The organism is Chrysiogenia bacterium (assembly GCA_020434085.1).
Classification (GTDB): domain Bacteria; phylum JAGRBM01; class JAGRBM01; order JAGRBM01; family JAGRBM01; genus JAGRBM01.
The window spans coordinates 1-24,929 of record JAGRBM010000343.1; the positions used below are offsets into that span (position 1 = coordinate 1).

The window sequence follows — 24,929 nt, forward strand, 5'->3', positions numbered from 1 at the left end:
CGCGCCGGGCGCGTCCGGGTTAAAGAAGAGGTCATCCAAAGATGGGATTCATTGACGGGCACCTGCTCACCTTGATCACCTTCCTCCCCCTGATGGGCGCGGTCGTCGTGCTGTGCATGCCGAACGAGAAGGAAGACGCCATTCGCTACGTCTCGCTGGCTTTCGCCGGCGTGACCCTGGTGCTGGCGACATACCTGACGTTCTTTGCGTTCGATGGATCGGTCGTGGCCATCGCGCCGGGCGCCATCAATCCCGAGAACATGCAGTTCGTCGAGCGCGGAAGCTGGATCAGCGCCTTCAACATCGAATACTACATCGGTGTGGACGGCCTCTCGATCACGATGGTCTTCCTCTCGGCGCTGGTGAGCTTCTTCGCGCTCATCGCCAGCTTCGGCATCAAGAAGGCGATCAAGGCCTACTTCGCCCTCTTCCTCATTCTCGAGACCGGCATGACGGGCGTGTTCGTCTCGCTCGACTTCTTCCTGTTCTACGTGTTCTGGGAAGTGATGCTGCTGCCGATGTATTTCCTCATCGGCGTGTGGGGCGGCCCGCGCAAGGAATACGCGGCCATCAAGTTCTTCCTGTATACCCTGGCCGGCTCGGTGCTGATGCTGCTGGCCATGCTGGCGCTCTACTTCGCCAACGATCACAGCTTCGACCTGCTGAAGATGATGGCCAACGCCGAGAGCTACAACCGCTCGGTCGAGATCATGGGTCACGTCTTCAACTTCGGCAGGGTCCTCTTCATCGGCCTGTTCATCGGTTTTGCCATCAAGGTGCCGGTCTTCCCGTTCCACACCTGGCTTCCCGATGCGCACGTCGAGGCCCCGACGCCGATCTCCGTCATCCTGGCCGGCGTGCTGCTCAAGATGGGCACCTACGGCATCATGCGCATCAACTTCCCGATCTTCCCCGACGCGGCCAACTGGTTCGCAGGTTTCCTGGCCATTCTCGGCGTGATCAACATCGTCTACGGCGCGCTGTGCGCAATGGCCCAGACCGACATGAAGAAGCTTGTCGCTTACTCCTCGGTCTCCCACATGGGTTACTGCCTGCTGGGCATCGCCGCGCTCACCCCCGAGGGCTGGACCGGCGCGCTCTTCCAGATGTTCAACCACGGCACCATCTCCGCCATGCTCTTCCTGCTGGTGGGCGTCATCTATGACCGCGCCCATCATCGCCAGATCGAGGGCTTCGGCGGACTGGCGCAGCAGATGCCGATCTTCGCCGCATTCGCCGGGTTCGCATTCTTCGCCAACCTGGGCCTGCCGGGCCTCTCGGGCTTTGTGAGCGAGGTCCTCTGCTTCATGGGCGCCTTCGGCCCCTACCAGACGCTGACCATGATTGCGGTGACCGGCGTGGTGCTGACCGCGGCCTACTGCCTGTGGATGGTGCAGCGCGTGTTCCTTGGTCCCAAGAATCCCAAGTACGACACGCTTCCCGAGATCAACCGCCGCGAAGTCCTGACGCTGGTCCCCTTCGCGGCTCTGACGCTGCTCTTTGGTGTCTATCCCGCCCCGATTCTCAACCTGATCAACGGTTCGATGGAAGCCGTGGTCAAGCTGGTGGGCGGTTGAGCCGGAAACACCAAGGACGGAGAGCAAGATGAATCCCGTACCCGTAACCGAATTCGCCGCTGTCGTTCGGGCGCTGAGCGCCGAGCTCATGTTGGCTATCGGAGTCGTCGCACTGGTGCTGATGTCGCTGAAGTTCTCCAAGAACGAGCAGCGTGAGCAGGCCGGTTGGGCCGCCGCCGCGTTCATCGTTGCGGCCGGCATTGCACTCTATATGTTCACCCTGCGCCCCTTCCTCGACGAGGGCGCGGGCCCGAGCTTCGTGGGCCTTGGCATCGGCAACCGGATGCTCGTCATCGACAAGCTCGCCATCCTCTTCAAGTTCCTTTTCCTGGGGATCGGCCTTCTTTCGATCCTGATCGCCCAACGCAGCAAGGAAATCATGCAGGACCACCTGCTGGAGTTCTACGCCCTGATGCTGGCGGTGATCTTCGGCATGATGTTCATGGCCACCTCGGCCGATTTCCTGATGATCTATCTCTCCATTGAGATGGTTTCGATTCTCTCGTACATCCTGGCCGGGTTCGTGCGCGGCTCGCTGCGCTCATCGGAAGCCTCGCTCAAGTATCTGCTCTACGGGGCCATGAGCTCGGGCATCATGATCTACGGCATGAGCCTCATCTACGGCTTTGCCGGCACGACCAACATCATGGAGATCGCCTACAAGTTCCGGGGCGCCGATTACTCCAACAACGTGCTGATGATGATGGCGATGCTCTTCGTCTTCGCGGGCATCGGCTACAAGATCGCCTCGGTCCCCTTCCACTTCTGGTGCCCGGACGTCTACCAGGGCGCGCCGCTGCCGGTGACCGCGTTCTTCAGCGTGGGTCCCAAGGCAGCGGGCTTTGCCCTGGCGATGCGCTTCTTCGTCTTCGGCCTGTCCGCCCCGACGGAGACGAACCTGGCCGGCCATGCCACCATGGAGATCCTGGGCCACATCGACTGGCGCACTCCCATTTATATTCTCTCGATCGCAACCATGACGCTGGGCAACCTGGCGGCGTTGCGCCAGAGCAACGTCAAGCGCCTGCTGGCCTACTCGTCCATCGCCCACGCGGGCTACCTGATGATGGGCCTTGTAGCGCTCACCCCGCGCGCGATGGCCTCGATTCCGCTCTACCTGGTGATCTATGCGGTGATGAACCTGGGCGCCTTCTATGTGGTGCAGGTCATTGCCGAGCAGCGCGGCAGCGACGATCTCGAATCCTTCCGCGGCTCCTTCAAGGAGGCCCCGTGGCTTGGAATCGCGATGTGCGTGTTCATGTTCTCGCTGACGGGCCTGCCGCCGCTGGCGGGCTTTGCCGGCAAGTTCTACCTGTTCGGCGCAGTCGTTGAGCAGGCCGCCCGCGCCGGCGAATCGCGCCTGTGGATTCTTCTGGTCATCGGCGTTCTCAACAGCGCGATCAGCCTGTTCTACTACGTGCGGGTCATCCGCGCGATGATGGCCGGTTCCTTCGACAGCGCCGAGGAAGCCGAACCGGCCAAGGCATTGCCGGTCCTGAGCGTCTCGTGGGCCACTATGACCGTGCTCATGATCTTCGTGATCCCGACCGTGGTAATGGGTGTGTCCTTCGGGTGGCTCATCGACGCCGCCGAGTGGGCGTTCAGTTGACCTGATCCGGCCCTGGTTTGTTTTGAGTAGAGTCCCGCGCGCCGCCGACGGCGCGCGGACGGGTGATTGAAGGAGGCAAAACGTGAATCCCTACATTCCGATTCTGATCCTCTTTGCCATTGCGCCCGTCTTCGCAGGGGCCTTCATCCTGCTCTCGCGCTTTGTCGGACCGCGCAACCCGACCGCCGAAAAAGTCTCCACCTACGAGTGCGGCATCGAACCCGAGGGCACCGCCCGCGGACGCTACAGTGTGCACTTCTACCTGGTGGCCATCGAATTCATCATCTTCGACGTCGAAGCCGCCCTGCTCTATCCCTGGGCGGTGACCTATCGCGACCAGATCAAGGCCGAGGGCTTTGGTCCGCTCGCCATGGTGATCGTGTTCATCGCGATCCTCTTCCTGGGCCTCGCCTACACGGCCGGGCGCGGCGTGCTCGACTGGTCGAAGAACGAAACACGCAAGCAGATGCTCGCTCACTACGAGAGCGAAGAGCTCAAGGAAGCGGCGTAAGGAGCCCTGGCCATGGCGCGGAACATTCCCGACATCTCCAAGCTCCCGGGCGTCACCATCGGTGACGAGCCCGCCGAGAAGAGCTTCGTGCTGACCAAGCTCGAAGCCGTCGCCAACTGGGGCCGCAAGTATTCGCTCTGGCCCTATCCCTTCGGCACCGCCTGCTGCGGCATCGAGATGATGGCCATGCTGGGCCCGCGCTACGACATCGCCCGCTACGGCGCCGAGCTCGTGCGCTTCAGCCCACGCCAGGCGGACATGATGATCGTCGCCGGCACCATCACCATGAAGATGGCGCCCATCATCAAGAAGATCTACGACCAGATGGCAGAGCCCAAGTGGGTCATCTCCATGGGCGTGTGCGCTTCCTCGGGCGGCTTCTACACCAACTACTGCACCCTTCAGGGCGTCGATCAGGTCATTCCCGTCGACGTCTACGTGCCCGGCTGCCCGCCCCACCCCGAGGCCGTGCTGCGCAGCGTGCTGCTGCTGCAGGAAAAGATCGCCCAGGGCTCGAACTTCGAGCGCGGCCGCTCGCACGTCTTCGCCGAAGAGCTCAAGGACCTGCTGCAGGCCCCGCAGGGCAACCCGGCCGAGAAGCTCCACCAGATCGAGAAAGGCGGGCGCTCATGAGTCTTGTCGAGAAGATTCAGGAGCGCTTTGGCGCGAAGGTTCTCTCCGTGAGTGACCTGCGCGGCGATGCCATGCTCACACTGAGCGCCGATGCCCTGGTAGAGATCGCCACCTGGCTGCGCGACGAGGCGGGCCTGAAGATGCTCAGCGACGTGGCCGGCGTGGACCTGCTTCACATGGGACGCACGCCGCGCTTCGAAGTGGTCTACAACCTCTTCGGTTATTCAAGCGAGGGGATTTCCCGCCTGTTGCTCAAGGTGCAGGTCGGCGAGGATCACCCGAAGGTCCCCACGCTCACTGGCGTATTCAAGTCGGCCGACTGGCTTGAGCGCGAATGCTGGGACCAGTTCGGAATCGTGTTCGAGGGTCACCACAATCTCGAGCGCATCCTCAATCATCATGAATTCGTGGGCCATCCCCTGCGCAAGGACTACCCCGTCGATGGACGGCAGATCCTCTCGCGCCCGGAAGACCTGTAAGGAAACACACCACGCACCATGGCAGCCGAGCAGGAAAAGCTGGACCTCTCCCCGGAGAACCTCCCCGATCACGAAGAGCGTGAGTCGGTCGAGCATCCGGTTACGGTCAACATCGGCCCGGCCCACCCGGCCACGCACGGGACGCTGCGCCTCAAAGCCGTTCTCGACGGCGAAGTGATCGTCAGTGCCAAGGCCGAGATCGGTTACCTGCACCGCGGCTTCGAGATCCAGTGCGAGCAGGTCAACTACCAGCAGGTTATCCCCTACACCGATCGCCTGAACTACCTCTCGGCCTGCATGAACAATACGTGCTGGACCAAGGCTGTCGAGAAGCTGCTGGGCATAGAAGATCAGGTTCCCGAGCGCGCGATCTACATCCGCGTCATCGTGGACGAGCTCTCTCGCATTGCCGACCACCTTGTCTGCAACGGCATCGGCGCGCTGGACCTCGGAGGTCTGACCAACTTCTGGTACACCTTCTACCCGCGCGAGAAGATCTACGACATTCTCGAAAAGCTCTCGGGCGCGCGGCTTACCAACGCCTATACCCGCATCGGCGGCGTCGTCTACGACATCTATCCTGGCTTTGAAGACGACCTCAAAGACGCCTTCAAGGAACTCGACCGCGGCCTTGGCGGCATGCTCAAGCTGCTGCAGAAGAACCGCATCTTCAACGACCGCGTGCGCGATGTGGGCGTTGTCTCGGCAGAGGACGCACTGGCCTGGGGCTGGACCGGCCCGTGCCTTCGCGCCTCGGGTGTGGCCTACGACGTGCGCAAGGACCAGCCCTACTACCACTACGACGAGTTCGACTGGGAAGTCGTCGTGGGCGAGAAGGGCGATTGCTGGGACCGCTTCTTCGTGCGGGTCGAGGAGATCCGCCAGAGCATGCGCATCATCGAGCAGGCCGTCGCGCGCATTCCCGACGGCCCGGTCATGATCAGCGATCCCAAGATCGCGCTGCCCCCGAAGGAGGAGGTCTACAACTCCATCGAGGGACTGATCAATCACTTCAAGCTGATCTTCGAGGGCGTGCGCCCTCCGGCCGGCGAAGTGTACTCGTGCACCGAGGCCGCCAACGGCGAGCTCGGCTTCTACATCGTCTCCGACGGCAGCGCCAACCCCTACCGGGTGAAGGTGCGCGCGCCGAGCTTCATGCACTTCCAGGCAATTGAACAGATCGCGAAGGGTCACTATATCGCCGATGCAATCGCGATCCTGGGCAGCCTGAACATCATCGCGGGTGAGTTGGACCGGTAAGGAACAGGCATGGGCGAACCGATCAAATTCAGCGAAGAGACACTTGCCGTCATGAAGACGGCAGTGGCCGAGTATCCCGATCGCGCCAGCGCTACGCTCCCGGTGTTGCAGGCCATCCAGAAGGAAAAGGGCTGGGTCAGCCCCGAGGCCATGGAATACGCCGCCGAGCTGGTGGGCGTGTCCATTGCGCGCATCCGCGAAGTGGCGACCTTCTACACGATGTTCCACCTCAAGCCGGTCGGGAAGTATCACTTCCAGGTCTGCACGAACATCTCCTGCTGCCTGCGCGGCGGCGAGGCGATCTACGCCCACTGCCAGAAGCGTCTTGGCATCAAGGGCGGCAAGGAAGTTACCGAGGACGGCCTGTTCAGCCTCGAACACGTCGAGTGCCTGGCTGCCTGTGAGAAGGCGCCGGCCATGCTGCTGGGTGAGAACTACGTCATGGAGCTCGACGAAGAGAAGATCGACGAGCTTATCGCGAAGTGCCGCGAAGAGGGAGGGAACTGAGTGGAAAAGGTTCTGACATCCCTCTGGGGAGTGGAAAACTCCCACAAGCTCGACGTCTACAAGAGCCACGGCGGCTACGAGATGGCCAAGCAGGTTCTTTCCGACTGGGATTCGCCCAAACTCATCGAGCACGTCAAGGCCACCGGCCTTCGCGGCCGCGGCGGCGCAGGTTTCCCCACGGGTCTCAAATGGAGCTTCGTGCCCATCGACTCGGAAAAGCCCAAGTATCTTTGCGTCAACGCCGACGAGAGCGAGCCGGGCACCGCCAAGGACCGCTACGTCCTCGAGCGCACACCGCACCTGCTCATCGAAGGTGTGCTCATCGCGGCCAAGGCGCTCAAGTGTCACCACGCCTTCATCTACTGCCGCGGCGAGTTCTACGACCAGCTCGCCATCGTGCGTGCCGCCGTTGAAGAGGCCAAGGCCGCCGGCATCGTGGGCAAGAATGCGCTCGGCACGGGCTACGACATTCAGGTCACTGTGCACTCGGGTTTTGGTGCCTACATCTGCGGCGAAGAGACCGGCCTGATCGAATCCCTCGAGGGCAAGAAGGGCCAGCCGCGCATCAAGCCGCCCTTCCCCGCCGTGCACGGCCTCTATGGCTGCCCCACGGTGGTCAACAACGTCGAGACCATTGCGGCGCTTCCCTGGCTCATCAAGAACGGCCCCGAGGCCTACAAGAAGATGGGAACCGAGAAGAGCCCCGGCTCCAAGCTGATGAGCATCTCCGGTCACGTGGAGCGCCCGGGCACCTACGAGATCGAGCTGGGCATGCCGCTTAAGGACTTCATCAACGAAACCGCCGGCGGTATCTGGAAGGGTCGCAAGCTCAAGGCCTGCATCCCCGGTGGCAGCTCGGTCCCGGTGCTCACCGCCGAAGAGGTGGAGAAGGTCAATCTCGACTACGAATCCTGCGCCGCCAACGGCACCATGCTGGGATCGGGCGGCTGCATCGTGATGGACGAGACCGTGGACATGGTGCACATGCTCCGCGTGCTCGGCCACTTCTATTCGCACGAGAGCTGCGGGCAGTGCACGCCGTGCCGCCGCGGGACGAGCTGGGCACACCGCACCCTCTGCCGCATCGACGACGGTGAAGGAAAGCCCGAGGACGTGGAGACGCTGCTCCACATCGCCAACAACATGACCGGTCGGACCATTTGTCCGCTGGCCGACGCGCTGGCGATGCCCATCAAGAGTTTCCTGACAAAGTTCCGTGAAGAGTTCGATTACAAGGCGCGCACCGGCAAGAGCCTGGTGCAGCCCGGAAAGGCCGCCTGAGGCTTCGAAGGAAGCCGGATAAGACCAATGCCGAAGATCACCATCGACGGGACAGAATTCGAAGCCAAGGACGGCGCCACGGTCATCCAGACCTGCGCCGACAATGGCATCGACATTGGTCACTACTGCTGGCACCCGGGCCTCTCGCCCGAGGGCAACTGCCGCATGTGTCTGGTGGAGGTCGAGAAGGCCCCCAAGCTCATGCCCTCGTGTATGACGACCGTGGGCGACGGCATGGTGGTCAAGACCCAGCACACCAGCGAAAAGGTGCGCGAAGCGCAGCGCGACGTCATGGAGTTCCTGCTGGTCGATCATCCCATCGACTGCCCCATCTGCGACCAGGCCGGTGAGTGCAAGCTGCAGGACTACTACATGCAGTACGACCGGCAGCCCTCGCAGGTCCCGCTCGACTCCAAGGTTCACAAGCCCAAGCGCCAGAAGTTCTCCGAGCAGGTCACCTACGACGCCGAGCGCTGCATTCTCTGCACGCGCTGCGTTCGTTTCTGCCGCGAGATCGAGGGCAAGGAAGAGCTGGGCATGATCAACCGCGGCGCGGTGAGCCTGATCAGCCTCTACAACGATGAGGCCAAGCTCAGCGGCGACTACCAGGTCAACATCGTCGACATCTGCCCGGTGGGCGCGCTCACCCACAGCGATTTCCGCTTCAAGAAGCGCGTGTGGTTCATGGACTACACTCCGAGCATCTGCGCCGGTTGTTCGCGCGGCTGCAACGTGACGGTCGGCTCGCACAACGCGAAGGTCTACCGCTACAAGCCGCGCGAGAACCAGGACGTCAACCAGTGGTGGATGTGCGACGAGGGCCGGCTCACCTACAAGCAGGTGCACGCCGAGGGCCGCCTTCTCAAGCCGCGCCTTCGCAGCGGCGGTGACAACTCCGAATACACAGACTGGCGCCGCGTGCTCGATCGCAGCGCGGACGTCATCAAGCTCCTTGAGAAGAAGGAAGGCCCGCAGGCCATTGCCGCCATCGGCAGCCCGCTGGCCTCCACCGAAGAGAACTACCTGCTCAAGAAGCTCTTTGCCGCGCGCTTCCCCGGCGCAAAGGTCGCCTTCCCGGCCGCCGATCTCTACAAGGAGGGCGGCCCCGACAAGCTGCTCAAGACCGGGGACAAGGCGCCCAACGCCCGCGCCGGCGCCGCGCTGGGGCTGACCGACACAATCGAGTCCGTGATCGAGGGCATCGAGGCCGGCACCATCAAGGCGCTCTACATGCTCGGCGACGATCTGGCCGCTACCGGCCCTCTGGCCGAGCGCTTTGCCAAGGCCGCGGAGAAGCTTTCGTGGCTCATGGTGCAGAGCCCCTACTATCACGCCACCGCGCAGCGCGCGCACGCCGTGCTGGCAGCGACCCATCACCTGGAGAGCCAGGGAACCTTCATCAACTTCGAGGGGCGCGTGCAGCGCTTTGCACCGGCCATCAAGCCGCAGGTCGAGGCGCGCACCGGCGTGCAGATTCTCCAGGACATGGCCGCCGCCCTGGGCGCGGACATTCCCGGCGGAGAGGGCGCGCAGGTATTCGACGCGCTGGCCGCCGAAGAAAAGCAGTTTTCGGGCCTGAGCTGGAACGCACTGGGAGACCAGGGCGCAAAGCTCGGGCAGTAAGTGGAGACCGGGATGGATTTGCTTGATATCGGCATGATGGTACTGCGCATCGCACTGATGCTGCTCATCGTGCTTCAAACACTGCCCCTCCTGATCTGGATGGAGCGCAAGGCGAGTGCCTACATGCAGGACCGCCGCGGGCCGACCTACGCCCATGCCGGTCCGGTGCGCATGTTCGGCATGGTCCACACGCTCACCGACGTGGTGAAGCTCATCGGCAAGGAAGACGTCACCCCGCAGGCCGCTTACAAGCCCTTCCACTTCCTGGCGCCGGCCATTGCGATGTCCGTGGCGCTGGTCACTTTCGCAGTCATCCCCTACGCAGGCACGGTGCAGATCGGCGAGCGCGCCTTCCCCATGCAGGTCGCCCAGCTCGACGTCGGTATCCTCTACATTCTGGCGATCGCTTCGCTGGGGGTCTACGCGGTGATCCTCGCCTCGTGGGCTTCGAACAACAAGTACACCATGTTCGGCGGGCTTCGCGCCTCGGCCCAGATCATCAGCTACGAGCTCGTCATGGCGCTGTGTCTGCTGGCGCTCATCATGGTCAACGGCTCGCTGCGCCTCGATCAGATCGTCACCCATCAGGGCTCGGCGCCCTGGAACTGGGGCGTCGTCGTGCAGCCCATCGCCGCAATCCTGTTCGTGGTCTGCGCCTTTGCCGAGACCAACCGCAACCCCTTCGACCTTCCCGAGGGCGAGAGTGAGATCGTTGCCGGTTTCCACATCGAGTATTCGAGCCTGCGCTTCGCCCTGTTCTTCATGGCCGAGTACGCGCACATGATCGTGGCCTCTGCCATCATCACGAGCCTGTTCTTCGGCGGCTACAAGATTCCCTTTGTCGAATCGGCGACACTGGTATCGAGTGCCTCGCCCATCCTCACCGGACTGCTGTGGGTCACGCTCATCGGCGGCTCGCTCATGGGCGCTTTCTTCAGCTTCCTGTTCGTGCGCGGCAACGAGCGCGGCGGCAAGGATATCGACGCGGCCGTGCTTGCCGTGGTGGCGGGCTTTGGCCCCGCTGCCGCCGCGGCGCTGGTGCTGTTGCTGACGGGCTTCTCGCCCGAGCTTGGCGCCACAGGGGCGAGCATCTTCGCCTCCGTGCTCCAGCTTCTCGCCTTCATGGCCAAGACGATTTTCTTCTGCTTCCTCTTCATCTGGGTGCGCTGGACCCTGCCGCGCTTCCGCTATGACCAGCTCATGACCGTTGGCTGGAAGTACATGCTGCCGCTGGCGCTGCTCAACGTGTTGGTGACGGGCCTGATTCTCTACGGAAAGGACGTGGGCTAAATGGACGGCGCAACGATCCTTTTCTACCTCTTTGCGGCCATGGCCGTTGGAAGCGCGGTGCTCGTCGTGACGAGCGACCACGCCATCCGCTGCGCCATGTACCTCGTGGTCACGTTCTTCAACCTGGCCGCGCTCTACATCCTGCTCGACGCCCACTTCCTGGGGGCTGCGCAGATTCTGATCTATGCCGGCGCCATCACGGTGCTGATCCTGTTCGTCATCATGCTGCTCGACATCACGAGCCTCGGATCCTTCGCTGCGAGCCGCAACGACGCCGCGCGGGCCATCGGCCTTGTCGCCACGGCCACGCTGCTGCTCATTCTCGCCCCGAAGATCATCGGCATGGGAAATGTCGGCTTTGCCGCGGAGATCCCCGCCGACTTCGGCAGCGCGAAGGAGCTGGGCGTCCTGCTCTACAAGCGCTACCTGCTGGCCTTCGAGATGGTCGCGGTCCTGCTGCTCGCAGCGGTCGTGGCCGCCGTGGCCATCGCCCACAAAGAGGAGGAGGCCTGATATGGAAATCACGCTCGGCCACTACCTCATTGTCTCGGCGCTCTTGTTCTGTACCGGCATCTTCGGCGTGGTCACGCGCCGCAATGTCATCATGATTCTCATGAGCATCGAGCTCATGCTCAATGGCGTGAACCTCTCGTTCGCCGCCTTCGCCCGCCACTGGGGTGATGGATCGGGACACGTGATGGTGGTGCTGTCCATCGCCGTTGCCGCAGCCGAGGCCGCCGTGGGTCTGGCGCTGCTCATTGCCATTTTCCGTAACCGCGAGAGCGTGAACGTCGAAGACCTCGACCTGCTGAAGGGTTAAGAGAAGTGCACGAAGCCGACATCCATGCGCAGTGGCTACTGCTCATCCCGCTGCTCCCCCTGCTGGGCGCGATGGTCAATGGCGCGCTCACGCTCACCGGCAAGCCGCTCAGCGAGCGCAACACCGCCCTGCTCGGCTGTTTGACGGTCCTCGGATCGGCGCTGTTGGCGACCAATGCGCTCATCATCGTGCTCTCCCACGAGGAGCCCGTGCGGCTTACCGCTACTGCCTGGGAATGGATCGCCTCCGGGCGGCTCAGCATCCCGGTCTCTCTGGTCGTGGACCGCCTCTCGGCTCTCTACATCACATTCATCTGCTGGATCGGCCTGCTCATCCACGTCTACTCGCACGGGTACATGCACGGCGATCGCGGCTTCAGCCGCTTCTTCACCTACCTGAACCTCTTCATGTTCTCGATGCTGACCCTGGTGCTGGGCTCGAGCCTGCCCATCCTGTTTGTCGGCTGGGAGGGCGTGGGCCTTTGTTCCTACCTGCTCATCGGCTTCTGGTACGAGGGCACGGAGAATGCCAAGGCCGGCAAGAAGGCTTTTGTCGTCAACCGCATCGGCGACTTCGCCTTCCTGCTGGGAATGTTCGTCATCTTCTGGGGCACCTGGCAGCTCGACCACGCCACGCTCGAAGTGGCCGGCCTGCAGGGCCAGATTGCGGGCCTTGCCGAGCAGACCATCACGCTCTGGGGCTTCACCATGCGGCTTCCCACCGTCGCGGCGATCCTGCTGTTCATCGGCGCCTGCGGCAAGAGCGCGCAGATCCCCCTCTACGTGTGGCTGCCCGACGCCATGGCCGGCCCGACGCCGGTCTCGGCGCTCATTCATGCCGCCACCATGGTGACCGCGGGCATCTACATGTGCGCACGCATGCACTTCCTGTTCTCGGAGAGCCCGGTGGCGCTCACCCTCATTGCGATCACCGGCGCGACCACGGCGCTCTTTGCCGCGAGCATCGCGCTCGTCCAGAACGACATCAAGAAGGTGCTGGCCTACTCGACGGTCTCGCAGCTCGGTTACATGTTCATGGGCATCGGCGCGGGCGCTTATGCCATGGGCATCTTCCACGTCTTCACCCATGCCTTCTTCAAGGCCTGCCTCTTCCTTGGCGCCGGTTCGGTGATGCATGCCATGAGCAACAACACCGACATCCGCCTGATGGGTGGGCTCCGCAAGCACATGCCGCACACCTGGCTGACCTTCCTTATCTCGACCATCGCCATTGCCGGCGTGCCGGGTTTCTCGGGCTTCTTCTCGAAGGACGAGATCCTCGCCAAGACGGTGATGAACCATGGCTACTTTGTCCCGCCCATCGTGCCCGGTCACGAAACGCTCACCGCGCTCATGCCCGGCGTGCTCTGGGGCATGGGCGTGCTGGCCGCCTTCTGCACGGCCTTCTACATGACGCGCATCCTGTATCTGACCTTCCACGGCGAGCAGCGTTGGGTCGAAGCCCATGTGCCCGCCGAGGTGGACGCGCTCAAGGCAGCCAGGTCGCGCATCGACGCCTACGGTTTTGAAGTCACCCCGCAGCAGCTCCATCCCCACGAGTCGCCGGTCAGCATGACTGCGGTACTCTGGGTGCTGGCTATCGGCGCCATCTTTGCCGGCTATGTCGGCCTGCCCCATTTCCTGGGCGGGCACCTGGCCATCGAGGGCTGGCTCGGCGGGATCTTCGACACCGCCCACACCGCCGTTGCAGGGCACGGGGCCCATGGCGCCGAAGCGGTTGCCGGGCATGGAGACACCGCCAAGGAGCTGAGCTTCGCGCTCATCTCCACTTTCATTGCCTTTGCCGGCATCGGCGCGGCGCTCTTCTGCTACGCGGTAAAGCCGGGTCTTACAAAAACTCTCGGCGACGCCCTCTCGGTCGTGCGCCGCGTTCTCTCGAACAAGTATTACATCGACGAGCTCTACGACTTTGTCTTCGTCACTCCCATCCGTCGCTTCTCCGAGAGCGTGCTCTGGCGCGTGATCGATGAGCGCGTGATCGACGGTACCGTCCGCGGCATGGGCACCGCCGCCCGCGGGCTCGGCGGGCTTTTGAGCCGTGCCGAGAACGGCATCGTCGGAAGCTACGCGGTCGGCATGTTGCTGGGCGTCGTATTCATCCTCGGGTATCTGGCCCTGCGGTAGGCGAAAGGAACGAACATGCCGATTCTCTCCATCACGTTGTTCCTGCCGCTCATCGGAGCGCTGGTCATCCTTGCCGCCGCGCGCGGCGAGGGCTCGGACGCCAAGGCCAAGGGCCTGGCCCTGCTCTTCTCGGGCCTGACCTTCCTGGTCTCGCTGGCGATCCTTTGCGGCTTCGACAGCGCCAACCCGGACATCCAGATGGCCGAGCGCTATGAGTGGATCTCCGGCTGGGGAATTTCGTATTTCCTGGGCGTCGACGGGCTCACCGTGCTGCTCGTCATGCTGACCACGCTGCTCACGCCGCTCGTCATTCTTGCGGGCTTCTCCAATGTCGAGAAGCGCCTGCCCGGTTACATGGCCGCCATGCTGGCGCTGGAGACCGGGATGCTGGGCGCCTTCTTCGCCCTGGATCTCTTCCTCTTCTATGTCTTCTGGGAAGCGATGCTCATCCCCATGTATCTGCTCATCGGGATCTGGGGCGGCGAGCAGCGCATCTATGCCGCGGTGAAGTTCTTCCTCTACACCATGTTCGGCTCGGTGCTGATGCTGCTGTCCATCGCGGCACTGGTCTACATGCACTTCGAGCAGACGGGCACGGTCACCTTCTCGCTGCTCGACCTGCTCAATACGCCAATGCACTATGAAGTGCAGCTCTGGTGCTTTGCGGCCTTTGCCCTGGCCTTTGCCATCAAGGTGCCGCTCTTCCCGCTGCACACCTGGCTTCCCGACGCCCACGTGCAGGCGCCCACGGGCGGCTCGGTCATTCTGGCCGGCGTCCTTCTCAAGATGGGCACCTACGGCCTGGTGCGCTTCGCGATGCCGCTCTACCCCGCAGCCGCCGTGGCCTTCGCCCCGTGGCTTGGAAGCCTGGCGGTGGTCGGCATCATCTACGGCGCGCTGGTTGCCATGGTGCAGCCCGACGTTAAAAAGCTTGTCGCCTATTCCTCGGTCAGCCACCTGGGATTTGTCGTGCTGGGAATCAGCGCACTCACGCCCGAGGCATTCGAGGGCGCGATGCTCCAGATGCTCAACCACGGCGTCTCGACCGGCCTGCTCTTCCTGATGGTAGGCATTATCTACGAGCGCCGGCACACGCGCCTGATCTCCGAATACGGCGGCCTTGCCCGCGTGGTGCCGGTCTTTGCCACGCTACTCATGATCGTGACCTTCTCGAGCATCGGCCTGCCCGGGCTCAACGGCTTCGTGGGCGAGTTCCTCATCCTGCTGGGCACCTTCAATGCCAACAACCACTACGGCTCCTTCCACGCGGCCTTTGCCGCGACGGGCGTCATCCTGAGCGCGATCTACATGCTCTGGATGATCCAGCGCGTGCTGTGGGGACCGCTTACGAATCCCAGGAACGAGCGCCTTGCCGACGTGAAGCCGCGCGAGCTGGCCTACCTGGCGCCCCTGCTCGCCCTGGTGTTCATCATGGGCCTTGCACCCGGGCCGTTCCTCAAGACCTATCACGCAAGCACCGAGGCCTTCCTCGGCCGCTTTGAAGACAATGCCGTGATGGCGAGCCTGCCGGCCGAAGATGCCGAGGGCCGCGCCGCGCTGGCCGAGCTGCTTGCCGATCGAAGCAATGATGAAGCCGGGAGCGAACTCGCCCTGGCCGAACACGAGTAAGGAAACGAGCGCCGTGCCTGAGCTCAACATCAATTTTCACTACGTCCTGCCGCCGCTGCTGATGGCGCTGGGCGGCTGCGTGGTCCTGACCGAGGGCCTCGTTCTGGGCGCCCGCAAGCACACCCTGTTCTTCGTTACGACGCTCATCACCGCGGCGGCCTCGCTGGGCGCTTCGCTCTGCCTGCGCGGCGAGGTGGGCGCGGGCTTCTCCGATGCCGTCATCATCGACGGCACGGTGGTGTTGCTGCTCAGCCTCGTCGCCATTTGCGTCATCCTGGGCGCGCTCGTATCGCCTGCCTATCTCAACCGCTACAAAATGAAGGGCGCCGATTACTACACGCTCATGCTCTTCGCCGCCTGCGGAATGCAGGTGCTGGTGAGCGCCGGCGATCTCTCCACCCTGTTCATCGGTCTCGAAACCATGTCGGTGAGCGTCTACGCGCTCACCGGTTATCGCATCCGCCAGGACGCCTCCACCGAGGGGGCGATGAAGTATTTCCTGCTGGGCGCCTTTGCCACGGGATTTCTGCTCTACGGCATGGCTTTCCTCTATGGCGCGACCGGCACGACCAATCTGGCCGAAATGGGCCTGCGCCTTGGCGACATCACCGAGGGATCGCACACGGCGCTCTTTGCCATGCTGGGCCTTGGCCTGCTGCTCGTCGGCATGGCCTTCAAGGTCGGCGCCTTCCCCTTCCACATGTGGGTTCCCGATGCCTACCAGGGCGCGCCCACGCCGGTAACCGCCTTCATGTCCGTGGCGGTCAAGGCCGCCGCCTTCGGCATCCTGCTGCGCACCCTCTCGGTCGCACTCTTCCCGCTCGCCTACCTGTGGCAGCCGCTCATCTCGTGGCTGGCGGTGGGCACGATGCTGGCCGGCAACGTGCTGGCGCTGCGTCAGGACAATGTAAAGCGCATGCTCGCCTATTCGAGCGTCTCCCACGCGGGCTACCTCCTGCTGGGCGTCGCCGCTTCGGGCACGCTTCCCACCGAGGCCGGCGCCGCAGTGATCCACTACCTGATGGTCTACGCCTTCATGAACGTCGGCGCCTTTGCCGTGCTGCTCTCGCTCTCGCGCGAGGGATATGAGCGCACCCGCTACAGCGACCTCACGGGCCTCTCGCAGGAGCGCCCGCTCATCGCCGCCGTGCTGGCCTTTTTCATGATTGCGCTCGCCGGCATTCCGCCCACCGGCGGCTTTACCGCGAAGTTCTACCTCTTTGCCGCGGCCATCAAGTCCGGTCTGGCCGGCCCGGCCATCCTGGGCATCCTGAGCTCGGTCATCGGCGTCGTCTATTACCTGCGCGTCGTGGTCGTCTCCTACATGAATCCCCGCGATGAGAGCGCGCCCATCCCGGCCGTTGCGCCGCGCGGCATCGCCCTCTCGGCCGTCATCGTCATCGCCCTGCTGGTCACCCTGGAAATGGGCCTCAACCTCCTGCCGGGCCTTGGCTGGTTCATTCCCGGCTACCTCGAAGAATTCAGCCACGCCATCGCCGCCGCCTTCTGAGGCTTCGCCTCCTTCATTCGCGGTCAAATTTCGCATTCACTCGTGCTGGCATCCGCGCGCCCGTTACTGCGTAGACCCGACTTCGCTGAGGCTTCGCCGCTTTCATTCGCGTCCGAACATCGCAATCACACGCGCTGGTATCTCCGTGCCCGCACCCGTGAACGTGGACGAAACGGTCCCTGCGACCACGCGCACGCCAGCCTCGATCCGACTTTCATCCCTTGCCTGAATCACTCCATCACCAGTTGTCTTCTCTCCCGATCGCCGTTCCTCCTTTCCTTGAGCGTTTTTCGAAATCCGGTTTCCGTGATTTTTTCTACGGCGGCCCGGCGCCGCTGCACTCGTAGCCCCCGCTCCAGGCGGGCTCGCCCCCGGTGGGAGCGGGCCGCTCCTCAGCTCCGCCGCGCGAAGGCGCCCCGCCCGCCCGCTCCGCGCGGGCATCCGCAATCACCTGGCAGGCCTCGGGGTCTTTCTCGATGGGCCGCTCGTAACCGACCTTGCGGGCCTCGCTTCGCGTGCGCGAGAGCAGCGTGCGCGCCGCGCGCAGGCAGAGCGCGTCGTCACCGGTGAGAAAAATCGCCGCCAGCAGCTCGCCCCAGGCGTAGTGGCGCATGTGTTCGATCTCGCCGAGTTTTCCGCAATGGCGCGCGAAAATCTCCACGAAAGTGCCGGGCAGGTCTTGCCCCTCGTGCCAGCCGCGCACCGCGCGCGAGACATCCACCAGCGCGGCGCTCGCGCGGGCAAAGGCCTCCCCCGTGGCAGGGCGGTTGGAGTCGGGCACCTCGGCGAGCGCCTCATCGAGCACGCGGGCCGCGCGAACCCGAAGACTGCGCTCGGTGCCGGCGCGGCAGAGCCGGCTCACGGCGCTCAGCGCAATCACCCGGCACACCACCGCGCGCGGATTCTCAAAGAGCGGGCCGCGAATCCGGCCGTAGATCTCCAGGTAATGGCGCTCGAGCCCCCTGGGCGATTCCTTGCCCTCCCCGGCCGAATCTGGGCTGGTCTCTGGCGGCTGCGTTTGGCGCGGCTGCGTCTGGGTGGACTGCGCTTCATGGAGCGGCGGCGCTGCAGGGCCCTCCCGCCCGATGGGCCCCGGATCGTCTGGAGCGGAACGCGCCCCCGACGCGCGGGCGCGGCGGGCCGCGCTCTCGGCGGCGCGACGTTCGTGTCGGTTCCTGGGAATCTGCTGGTCCATGGCAGCCCTCCTGCCTCCAGCTTTGCACAGCACTGTGACGAGCGGCGTCACATGAAAGCGCGGAGTTGATCACGGCGCGCGGGCGCGTCATGCTGGACTGGTCAGGCCAGAGCCCGGGCAATCCGGCCCGGCGGCCCGCCGCGTGCGGCGCGGCAAGAGGAGCGCGAGCCCCATGGCTTCACCCTTCAGAATCCGCCCCGGAGAGGGACTTCGGGCGCTGCGACGTTCGATGCGCGATCCCGACGATACCGGGCAGGTGGGAGTGGTCGTGCGCGCGTTTCAGGGCAAATCCCCCCAGCGGATTGCCCGCCGGGCCCGCCGCACCAGAGAGGGCCGGCGCCTGCTGCGCGAAAAGCCGGACCTGCTGGCTGCCCTGCGCAACCGCGAGTGGCTCGCCTCCCTTCCGGAAAAGAGCCTGGGCCGCGCCTATCTCGACTTCGTGGTGCGGTACAAGATCTCGGCGGACGGGCTGATGGACGCGTTGGCAGAGCCGGGCGCCCGGAGCGACTACGAGCGTCACCTCTCCGAAGACGAGCTCTTCCTCAACCAGTGGGCGGGCCTGACGCACGACCTGTTCCACGTGGTCACCGGTTACGAAACCGATCTCATCGGCGAGGTGGCCGTGCTGAACTTTACCCTCGCCCAGAGCAGAAACCCCGGCCTGGGCGTGCTGCTCATACCACCCAACGTGCTCACGCCGATCTTCGCCCCCCGACACGCGGCAATCATCTGGAAAGCCGCGCTCCGCGGCCTGCGTGCCAGGTGGTTCCTCGTGCAGAACTGGGTGGAGTTGCTCGAAGAGCCCCTTGAGGAGGTGCGCCGCAAACTGGGGGTCGGCCCGCCGCCCGGCTACGACCAGTTTTTCAGCCCGAAGTTCCGAAGAGGATTCGAGAGTGCGGCCTCCTAGGATTCCCGACCGCCACTCCGTCTGACTCGTTTCAAACGCGCAAAAACAAAGGGCCCTCCCGATCGGGAGGGCCCTTTGGCTGTGGGACAGGAATGATCAGTTACAGGCAGCCGTCGGCGAAGCGCAGGGCTTGATGCCGCCCACACCGAAGATGTTCTGCCAGTGCAGGATGCGGCGGTCGCGCTCGAGTTCGAGGAACTGGGCCTGCGGCGCTCCGGTGTCCTGAACCGCGCGCACCGAGGTGGGCTGGCCATCGGGGCCGATGATCAGCGGCGGCGCGGCATCGCCCCACTCGCTGACATTGAGCACCTCGAAGGAGTTGGCTCCCGGCTCAGGCTGCAGGCGGCAGCAGATGGCCGGGCCCGAAATCACGCGCCCGCGTCCGATGCTGCAGCCACTGCCCTGGGGCTGGAAGGTGGAGACGAAGAAGCGCCCGTTGACGATCAGCGGCGAGGAAAGGATCTTCTCGCCCGGTTCCATCACGAACGGGAAGGCATCCTCGATGTCCTGCTTGAGCTGGTCGTCCTCGATCTCGTCACAGGTGAAATCGCGTGCGGCGGCATCGGGGCTGGACTCACCGCAGGAACTGCCGTCGGGATCGTTGATCGCGAACAGGAAGTCACGCGACTGCGTGTCGTTGGGGTCGGTCAGGTCGCCGGTGCCCCAGACGAGGTTCACAAAGCCATTGCAGTCGAAGGTCGCCGCGGGCGCGTAGAAGATCGGACGGCGGGCCTCGGCCTCCGAGATGCCCAGGTCGGCAGCCAGCGAACCCTGGTCGAACATCACGCAGGGCGACTTGCCCGGGTCCAGGCCGAGCTGGGGATCGGCCGCGGGAATGCTGTCGGTCCACCAGTCCTCGGGATTGGTCTTGTAGGTCAGGATCTTCCAGAGGCGGCCTTCGAGATCGCCGAAGATCAGGTTGTCCACCGTGCCGTTGAGGTCGCGGTCGAGAGCCAGCAGGTCGCCCGCCACGGAGTTGTAGCGGTTGATGGCCGGATCGTCGGAAATCGGAACGTTCTGTACCAGACGCCCGGTCTCCAGATCCCAGAAGAGAACCCAGTTGCCCACGCCCGGAAGGCCCGGGTCGAAGTCATCGGGATCGGCCGGCTCCGGCGGCTCATAGGGATCACCGCTCTCATCGATGCACAGGCCGTCGATGATGTCGGCACACTCAATCGGGTTGACGACGATCGGGTCACCATCGGGACGGGTCGGGTTGAAACCGGCGCCCATGGCCACCATCCAACGACGCATGAGCTGACCGCCGTCCCATTCGATGCCGTACTCGGCGATGTTGGGCTTGGAGAACGTGCGGCCCATGGCAATGTGCGTGTTCTGCCAGAGCAGCCGCGGCGTTGTGGGGTCGGTGATGTCGAGCGCAATGGTGGAGAAACCGCCGCCGCGCAGGGAGAAGACCAGCACCGTGTGGAAGCTGTCGTCCACGTCGCTGCTCGGATCATTGTGGAAACGCACCACACTGGCCGAGGGCGTGCCGTCGACCGTGAAAATCACACCGGCATCCATCGCCGGCATGCGCAGGATCGCCTCATAAGGCATAAAGCCCCAGAGTTCGCCGCCGGGGTTCAGCCCCGTCTTCTTGGCTTCATCGCTGAGAACGAAACCGTGCATGAAGCCGTCCTGGGCGCCCACGTAGATCATGGTCGGATCCTCGGCGTGGGCACGGACGAAGTCGGCGTAGGTCGTGCCGGCGCCGACGCGGAAGTCGAAGACCGGCGGATTCACGATGATCGGGCTCGAGTTGACGATCGGGCCCAGCGACCAGGGCTTGGGCGAGCCATCGGAGAAGGTCAGCGTGTTGGCCGGACCATCCTCATCGCGCAGGAAGGTAATGAGCTGCGACATGCGCGAGGTGGTCACGCCCACGATGTCCGCCAGAGCCGAAGACGCGGTCGGCTTGAATTCACGCACCTGCGAGCTGGTCACCGGCGGCGGATCGAGCGAGGGAGCCGTGGCCCCCAGCGTGGCATCGCCAAGCGAGACCGGCTCGGGATTCCAGGGCTCACGCGTGGTCACGTAGAGATTGCGCGGGTTGCTGGCCGTGCGGGCGTTGAGCTGCTTGCCGGCGTCCCACAGGGGGGTTTCGAGGTCGCCGGCATTGATCTGCTCGAAGCTGAAGGCCTGCAACTCACCGCGCCACCAGCGCTCACCGGGCTGGATGGAGAAGTAACCGTCGATCTCGGAGTTCTTGGCAAAGTTTGTCGACGTGGCAACGAAGGTCGGCTGCGCGCGGGTGTGGCTGCCCTCGAGCACGCAGGCAAGCGCGCGACGCAGGCCGTCTGAGAGGGCTTCGGCGCTCGTGCCAAGGAAGGATTCCCCACCGTCGTTGTTGGGCTTGGTGCAATCATCTGGATCGGGCGTGGCGTCCGTGCCGCCGTAGCGCGCCCAGGTATCGCCTTCCTCAACGAGATTGTTGTTGTTGGCCTGGCAGTCATCGGGAATGCCGTTGCCGTCGTTGTCATTGCTGTTGATGTTACAGGGCGCCATCAGGGCCACATAGGTGGGGATGCCACCCTCGCCGCCGGTCAGGTAGGTCGAGCGACGCAGCGCCGAGGCAATCGTCTTGCGCCCGCGCGGCTGGTTGTAACTTCCCGGCCAGCCCGAGGTTTCCTCACCGTCGGTGATCAGAATGATAAAGGTGCGCCGGCAACCGAAGGCCGGGTCGCAACCGGCGTTGCCCGGACAGGGCACGATCGAGGGATTGTTCATCGAGTTGGGACAGATGTTCTGGTAAATGACCGTCGTCACCTGCTCGCCGCCGTTGGGGAACGGGATGTCGGGGTCCGGGCTGGTCGCCACGCGCAGCAGCGCGTCGTTCATGTTGTCTTCGCCCATGATCCAGCAACCGGCATCACGCATCGCCTGGGTGGTGGGCGTGTTGCCGCTGGCGCTCTGGGAGAGAATCGTCGCTTTCAGGCCCGGGTTGTCGTCATTGGAGAACGTCGTGGTGCCCTGGCCGTTGGGGAAGTGAATCGCCGCACTGGTGCTCGATGAGCTGTAACTGCCGCTGTAGGTTGAGAACGCGAAGTTAATCAGCGATCCGAAGGCATCGATGATCGAGACCTGCGCCGTGGGCGGCGGCGGGGGAAGCTCGGGAACCTCCGCGTAGCGATTGCCCCCGCGTCTGAAGGTGCTGCTCTGCGGCCAGGGATCGTGGCAGTAGCCGTGAACCATGACCGGGTCATTGGGCGAGAAGCTGTCGGGACAGTTGCTGGTGTTGCCGCGGTTGTCGAGCCACCAGTTGCAATCGTTGTAGGGCGGAGGCGCACAGTAGTAGCCGCCGCCGCAGCCGCAGTGCTGGTGAACGCTGCGCGCGCACTTGCCGCTGACCACGCTGGTGCCATCGGGGCAGTTCGGACCGGTGCTGCCGCCACCGCCGCCGCCGTGACCATATTCACCGGTGAGGATCTTCTTGGCCGCTTCGAGGCGGGTGCGCATGGCGCCGTCCATGACCTGGAAGCTCCAGGCCATGGAACCCGAAGTATCCAGCACGAAGAGGACGTTGGGTTCCACTTCGGTGTTCGCGTAGAAGGGAACGTCCGCCTGCGCGTGTGCACGCGAGGGCAGTGCGAGCTGCCCCACGAGCATCAGTGCCAGTGCGAGCATCCCCATGCCTGCCCACCTGAGCGGGCCGCTGCCATAAAATTTCTGGCTGGTTTCCTTGGTCTCCATGACCGGACTCCTTCGCTGTCTACCCCTCGAATTCATGTTCCTGTTCCTTGCGCGGCCCGGAGGCGGCCGCTTCACTTTCCTAGTAATCGACCTGCCCGCAGTTCGAGCAGGTGAAGGTGGCGATGTAGGCAATGTCGAGATACGAATCGAGCGCACCCGCATCGCACTTGGGCAGGTCGCTCACCACGATCCGCACCGGAATGCGGTTGGAGTTGCGGTTCTTTCCATCGCCCACGGACTGGCCGACGACTTCGCCGCCGGGGGTGTAGGGCGTGGGAGCCACCAGCGCGATCGCCCGCGTGTCGGGGCACGGGTCGTAGGTATATTGCGTCGAGAGAATGCCGATGTCGGGATTGCACGAAGGCGTGGGCGTCAGGCACGTGGTGCCGTCGTCGCCGGCGGGAATGCCGGCGCCGAAATTGACCCAGCCCACCGCCGCCGAAGCGCAGGTGCCGGCGTTGATCATGCGGCTCACGCGGTCGAGCTGGTCGCGATCGAGCTGTTCGATGATGTAGCGCGCCACCTGGTCCTGGCAGCTCGAACGCCCGAGGGTGCCGGCCACGGCGCGGGCCTCGGTGTAACCGATGCCCGAACTCTGGATGGTTGCCATGGCCAGACCGGTCAGGCCGACAAGCATGAAGACGGCGATGATCAGTGCAATGCCGCGTTCGGCCGGCGATTGCTTGCGATGTAGTTTTTCTCGAATCACGTTTCTGCTCCTCGCCTGACTCAGCTTCCCGAAATGACGATCGGGTTGGCGTCCTTGGGCCGATACGGGGTATCGACGTTGCGGAAGGACATGAAGACCCGCGTAATGCGCGCCAGTTTGGGATGGGCCGGATCCTCCACGCTGGAGTAATCGGTCCGGTTGGCCAGCGGCTCGTAGGGCGTGCGCAGGACGCCGTCCACATACTTGCCGGCGCGAATCGACATGCGCACGCCGGTCAGGTTCGCCAGGCGCGGCACGCGCATCGCCGGATCCCAGTATCCCTGGTAACCGACGGCGCCATCGGCCACGAGCGGGTCGTGCACGCCCTGGTTGAGCTGCGGGTCAGTGGTTGCCAGGCCGATGCCCGGGCCGTTTCGGCTGAAGAAGTATTCGATCTGCATGTCCTCAACGCCATCGACCAGAACGATCGCATGGTCGCCGAGCGAGCCGGACTTGGGCGCCTGGGTGTAGGGAATCATCGCCAGCGCGGGCTCGGTCCCCAGCGGGTTGGCCGGGTGTCCGGGCGGCGCGATGAAGAAGGTGCGCATCTGGATGAGCATCGCCGTGTAGCAGGCCGAGTAGGGATCGCTCTGGCTCTGGCGCGGCGCGCAGCCAAGCAGGGTGCCACCGCCGGCCGTAATGCGGTCGAGGTAGTGCTGGTTCTTGGTCGCGTCAGCGAGTCCATCGCGCATGTTCAGGATTTCGGTGCCGCCGTTGATATCGGCAATGGTCTGGAACCAGCGGTTGAGCGGGTTCTCGGGCTCTTCGACGTAATTCACATTGGCGAGGAAACCCGCCCCCGGGGTCACCACGGGCTCGACGCCGGTCACCCGAACCACGCGGTACTGGGCGCGCTGGCCGCTCTGGCCCGAGACGCCCAGTGCCGCCGATCCGGCGCCGGCCGCCGTCTTGATCAGCAGCATGCTGTTGACCCAGGTCTGATCCTGGGGATTGTCGTATCCGAAATGCCCCGGCGAGAACGGACTCGGCTTGGCCGGGTTGAAGTAACCGGTGAAGAATGGATAGGGGTTGGGGTTCGTGTTGGGGTTCGTGCTGACCGACGCATCCTGGGTGTCGTCGCGAAGCTGGAAATCCAGCTGGATCAGCCCGCCCAGGTCATCGGATTCAACGCGGGCCACGCGGCCCTGCACGCCGTAGACCACTGTGATCTCATCGGGCCCGTCCGGGCCGCCATCGGAAGTCACCAACGGGAGCGGGCCGCTCTGACCGTAAATGGAGTCGTCGGAAATCTTGATCGGGATGATCGCATAGCCCGGCGAGCTGTGCGGAGGCTGCGGCGTAAAGAGCTGCCCGGCACCGGTCTGCTTGAGTTCGCCGCCCATGAAATCAAGCGCAATGCGCGAGGTCTGCTGCAGGTCGGCAATGAATTCCTGGTTGTGGAACGGGCCGTTGATCATCGTGCCCCAGAAACCCGAAGAGGCATAAAGGAAGATCGAGAACACCCCGAGGGCAACCATGAGTTCGATCATGGTGAAACCCGAACGCCGGCGGCGCGAGATCAGCTCTGTCTTCTTTTTCTCAAAAATGCTCATCG

General features: G+C 64.0%; 20 protein-coding genes. 16 read left to right on the forward strand and 4 right to left on the reverse strand.

Going from position 1 to position 24,929, the window contains the following annotated elements; genetic code table 11:
• Positions 1 to 41 precede the first annotated feature (41 nt).
• The 15 genes from KDH09_11845 to KDH09_11915 all read left to right on the forward strand — a co-directional run bounded on the left by KDH09_11845 (position 42) and on the right by KDH09_11915 (position 16,873).
• The gene (locus KDH09_11845; GenBank protein MCB0220380.1) at positions 42 to 1,577 is read left to right on the forward strand and encodes an NADH-quinone oxidoreductase subunit M; all 1,536 of its coding nucleotides are present in this window, start codon (positions 42 to 44) and stop codon (positions 1,575 to 1,577) included.
• 28 nt (positions 1,578 to 1,605) lie between these two features.
• Complete coding sequence (locus KDH09_11850) at positions 1,606 to 3,186, forward strand: NADH-quinone oxidoreductase subunit N (protein ID MCB0220381.1); 1,581 nt, start codon at positions 1,606 to 1,608, stop codon at positions 3,184 to 3,186.
• 82 nt (positions 3,187 to 3,268) lie between these two features.
• Positions 3,269 to 3,697, forward strand: coding sequence for an NADH-quinone oxidoreductase subunit A (locus KDH09_11855; protein MCB0220382.1), 429 nt, complete (start codon positions 3,269 to 3,271; stop codon positions 3,695 to 3,697).
• Between the two features lie 12 nt (positions 3,698 to 3,709).
• Entirely contained in the window at positions 3,710 to 4,330 is a 621-nt protein-coding gene (locus KDH09_11860) for an NADH-quinone oxidoreductase subunit B (GenBank protein ID MCB0220383.1), read from the forward strand.
• Entirely contained in the window at positions 4,327 to 4,809 is a 483-nt protein-coding gene (locus KDH09_11865; GenBank protein ID MCB0220384.1) for an NADH-quinone oxidoreductase subunit C, read from the forward strand. Before KDH09_11860 ends, KDH09_11865 begins: the two co-directional genes overlap by 4 nt.
• 18 nt (positions 4,810 to 4,827) lie before the next feature.
• Positions 4,828 to 6,069, forward strand: a complete 1,242-nt coding sequence (locus KDH09_11870; GenBank protein ID MCB0220385.1) for an NADH-quinone oxidoreductase subunit D — start codon at positions 4,828 to 4,830, stop codon at positions 6,067 to 6,069.
• Between the two features lie 9 nt (positions 6,070 to 6,078).
• On the forward strand, positions 6,079 to 6,576 hold the full coding sequence (gene nuoE / locus KDH09_11875; GenBank protein MCB0220386.1) for an NADH-quinone oxidoreductase subunit NuoE: 498 nt from the start codon (positions 6,079 to 6,081) through the stop codon (positions 6,574 to 6,576).
• A complete protein-coding gene (gene nuoF / locus KDH09_11880) occupies positions 6,577 to 7,857 on the forward strand; it encodes an NADH-quinone oxidoreductase subunit NuoF (protein ID MCB0220387.1) in 1,281 nt (426 codons plus the stop codon).
• A gap of 27 nt (positions 7,858 to 7,884) precedes the next feature.
• Positions 7,885 to 9,480, forward strand: a complete 1,596-nt coding sequence (locus KDH09_11885; protein MCB0220388.1) for a (2Fe-2S)-binding protein — start codon at positions 7,885 to 7,887, stop codon at positions 9,478 to 9,480.
• Between the two features lie 12 nt (positions 9,481 to 9,492).
• Complete coding sequence (locus KDH09_11890) at positions 9,493 to 10,770, forward strand: NADH-quinone oxidoreductase subunit H (protein MCB0220389.1); 1,278 nt, start codon at positions 9,493 to 9,495, stop codon at positions 10,768 to 10,770.
• Positions 10,771 to 11,283 (forward strand): NADH-quinone oxidoreductase subunit J, encoded by a 513-nt coding sequence (locus tag KDH09_11895; GenBank protein ID MCB0220390.1) that lies wholly within the window; start codon positions 10,771 to 10,773, stop codon positions 11,281 to 11,283.
• A gap of 1 nt (position 11,284) precedes the next feature.
• Positions 11,285 to 11,590 (forward strand): NADH-quinone oxidoreductase subunit NuoK, encoded by a 306-nt coding sequence (gene nuoK, locus KDH09_11900; protein MCB0220391.1) that lies wholly within the window; start codon positions 11,285 to 11,287, stop codon positions 11,588 to 11,590.
• Positions 11,591 to 11,661: 71 nt separating this feature from the next.
• Positions 11,662 to 13,734, forward strand: a complete 2,073-nt coding sequence (gene nuoL, locus KDH09_11905) for an NADH-quinone oxidoreductase subunit L (protein ID MCB0220392.1) — start codon at positions 11,662 to 11,664, stop codon at positions 13,732 to 13,734.
• A 15-nt stretch (positions 13,735 to 13,749) separates the two neighbouring features.
• Positions 13,750 to 15,363 carry an NADH-quinone oxidoreductase subunit M gene (locus tag KDH09_11910; protein MCB0220393.1) on the forward strand — a complete coding sequence of 538 codons (1,614 nt, stop codon included), beginning with the start codon at positions 13,750 to 13,752 and terminating at the stop codon, positions 15,361 to 15,363.
• 13 nt (positions 15,364 to 15,376) lie between these two features.
• Entirely contained in the window at positions 15,377 to 16,873 is a 1,497-nt protein-coding gene (locus KDH09_11915) for an NADH-quinone oxidoreductase subunit N (GenBank protein MCB0220394.1), read from the forward strand.
• A gap of 316 nt (positions 16,874 to 17,189) precedes the next feature.
• Here KDH09_11915 and KDH09_11920 read toward each other — a convergent pair whose 3' ends face one another.
• Positions 17,190 to 18,068 (reverse strand): hypothetical protein, encoded by an 879-nt coding sequence (locus KDH09_11920; GenBank protein MCB0220395.1) that lies wholly within the window; start codon positions 18,066 to 18,068, stop codon positions 17,190 to 17,192.
• A 172-nt stretch (positions 18,069 to 18,240) separates the two neighbouring features.
• Between KDH09_11920 and KDH09_11925 the strand changes: the two genes are divergently transcribed.
• Positions 18,241 to 18,975, forward strand: a complete 735-nt coding sequence (locus tag KDH09_11925; protein MCB0220396.1) for a hypothetical protein — start codon at positions 18,241 to 18,243, stop codon at positions 18,973 to 18,975.
• A 96-nt stretch (positions 18,976 to 19,071) separates the two neighbouring features.
• Here KDH09_11925 and KDH09_11930 read toward each other — a convergent pair whose 3' ends face one another.
• From KDH09_11930 to KDH09_11940, 3 genes are all read right to left on the reverse strand, one after another.
• Positions 19,072 to 22,665, reverse strand: a complete 3,594-nt coding sequence (locus KDH09_11930) for a hypothetical protein (protein MCB0220397.1) — start codon at positions 22,663 to 22,665, stop codon at positions 19,072 to 19,074.
• Between the two features lie 79 nt (positions 22,666 to 22,744).
• Entirely contained in the window at positions 22,745 to 23,374 is a 630-nt protein-coding gene (locus KDH09_11935) for a hypothetical protein (protein ID MCB0220398.1), read from the reverse strand.
• A 20-nt stretch (positions 23,375 to 23,394) separates the two neighbouring features.
• Positions 23,395 to 24,927: a prepilin-type N-terminal cleavage/methylation domain-containing protein gene (locus KDH09_11940; protein MCB0220399.1), complete on the reverse strand. Its 1,533-nt coding sequence runs from the start codon at positions 24,925 to 24,927 to the stop codon at positions 23,395 to 23,397.
• Between the last annotated feature and the right edge of the window lie 2 nt (positions 24,928 to 24,929).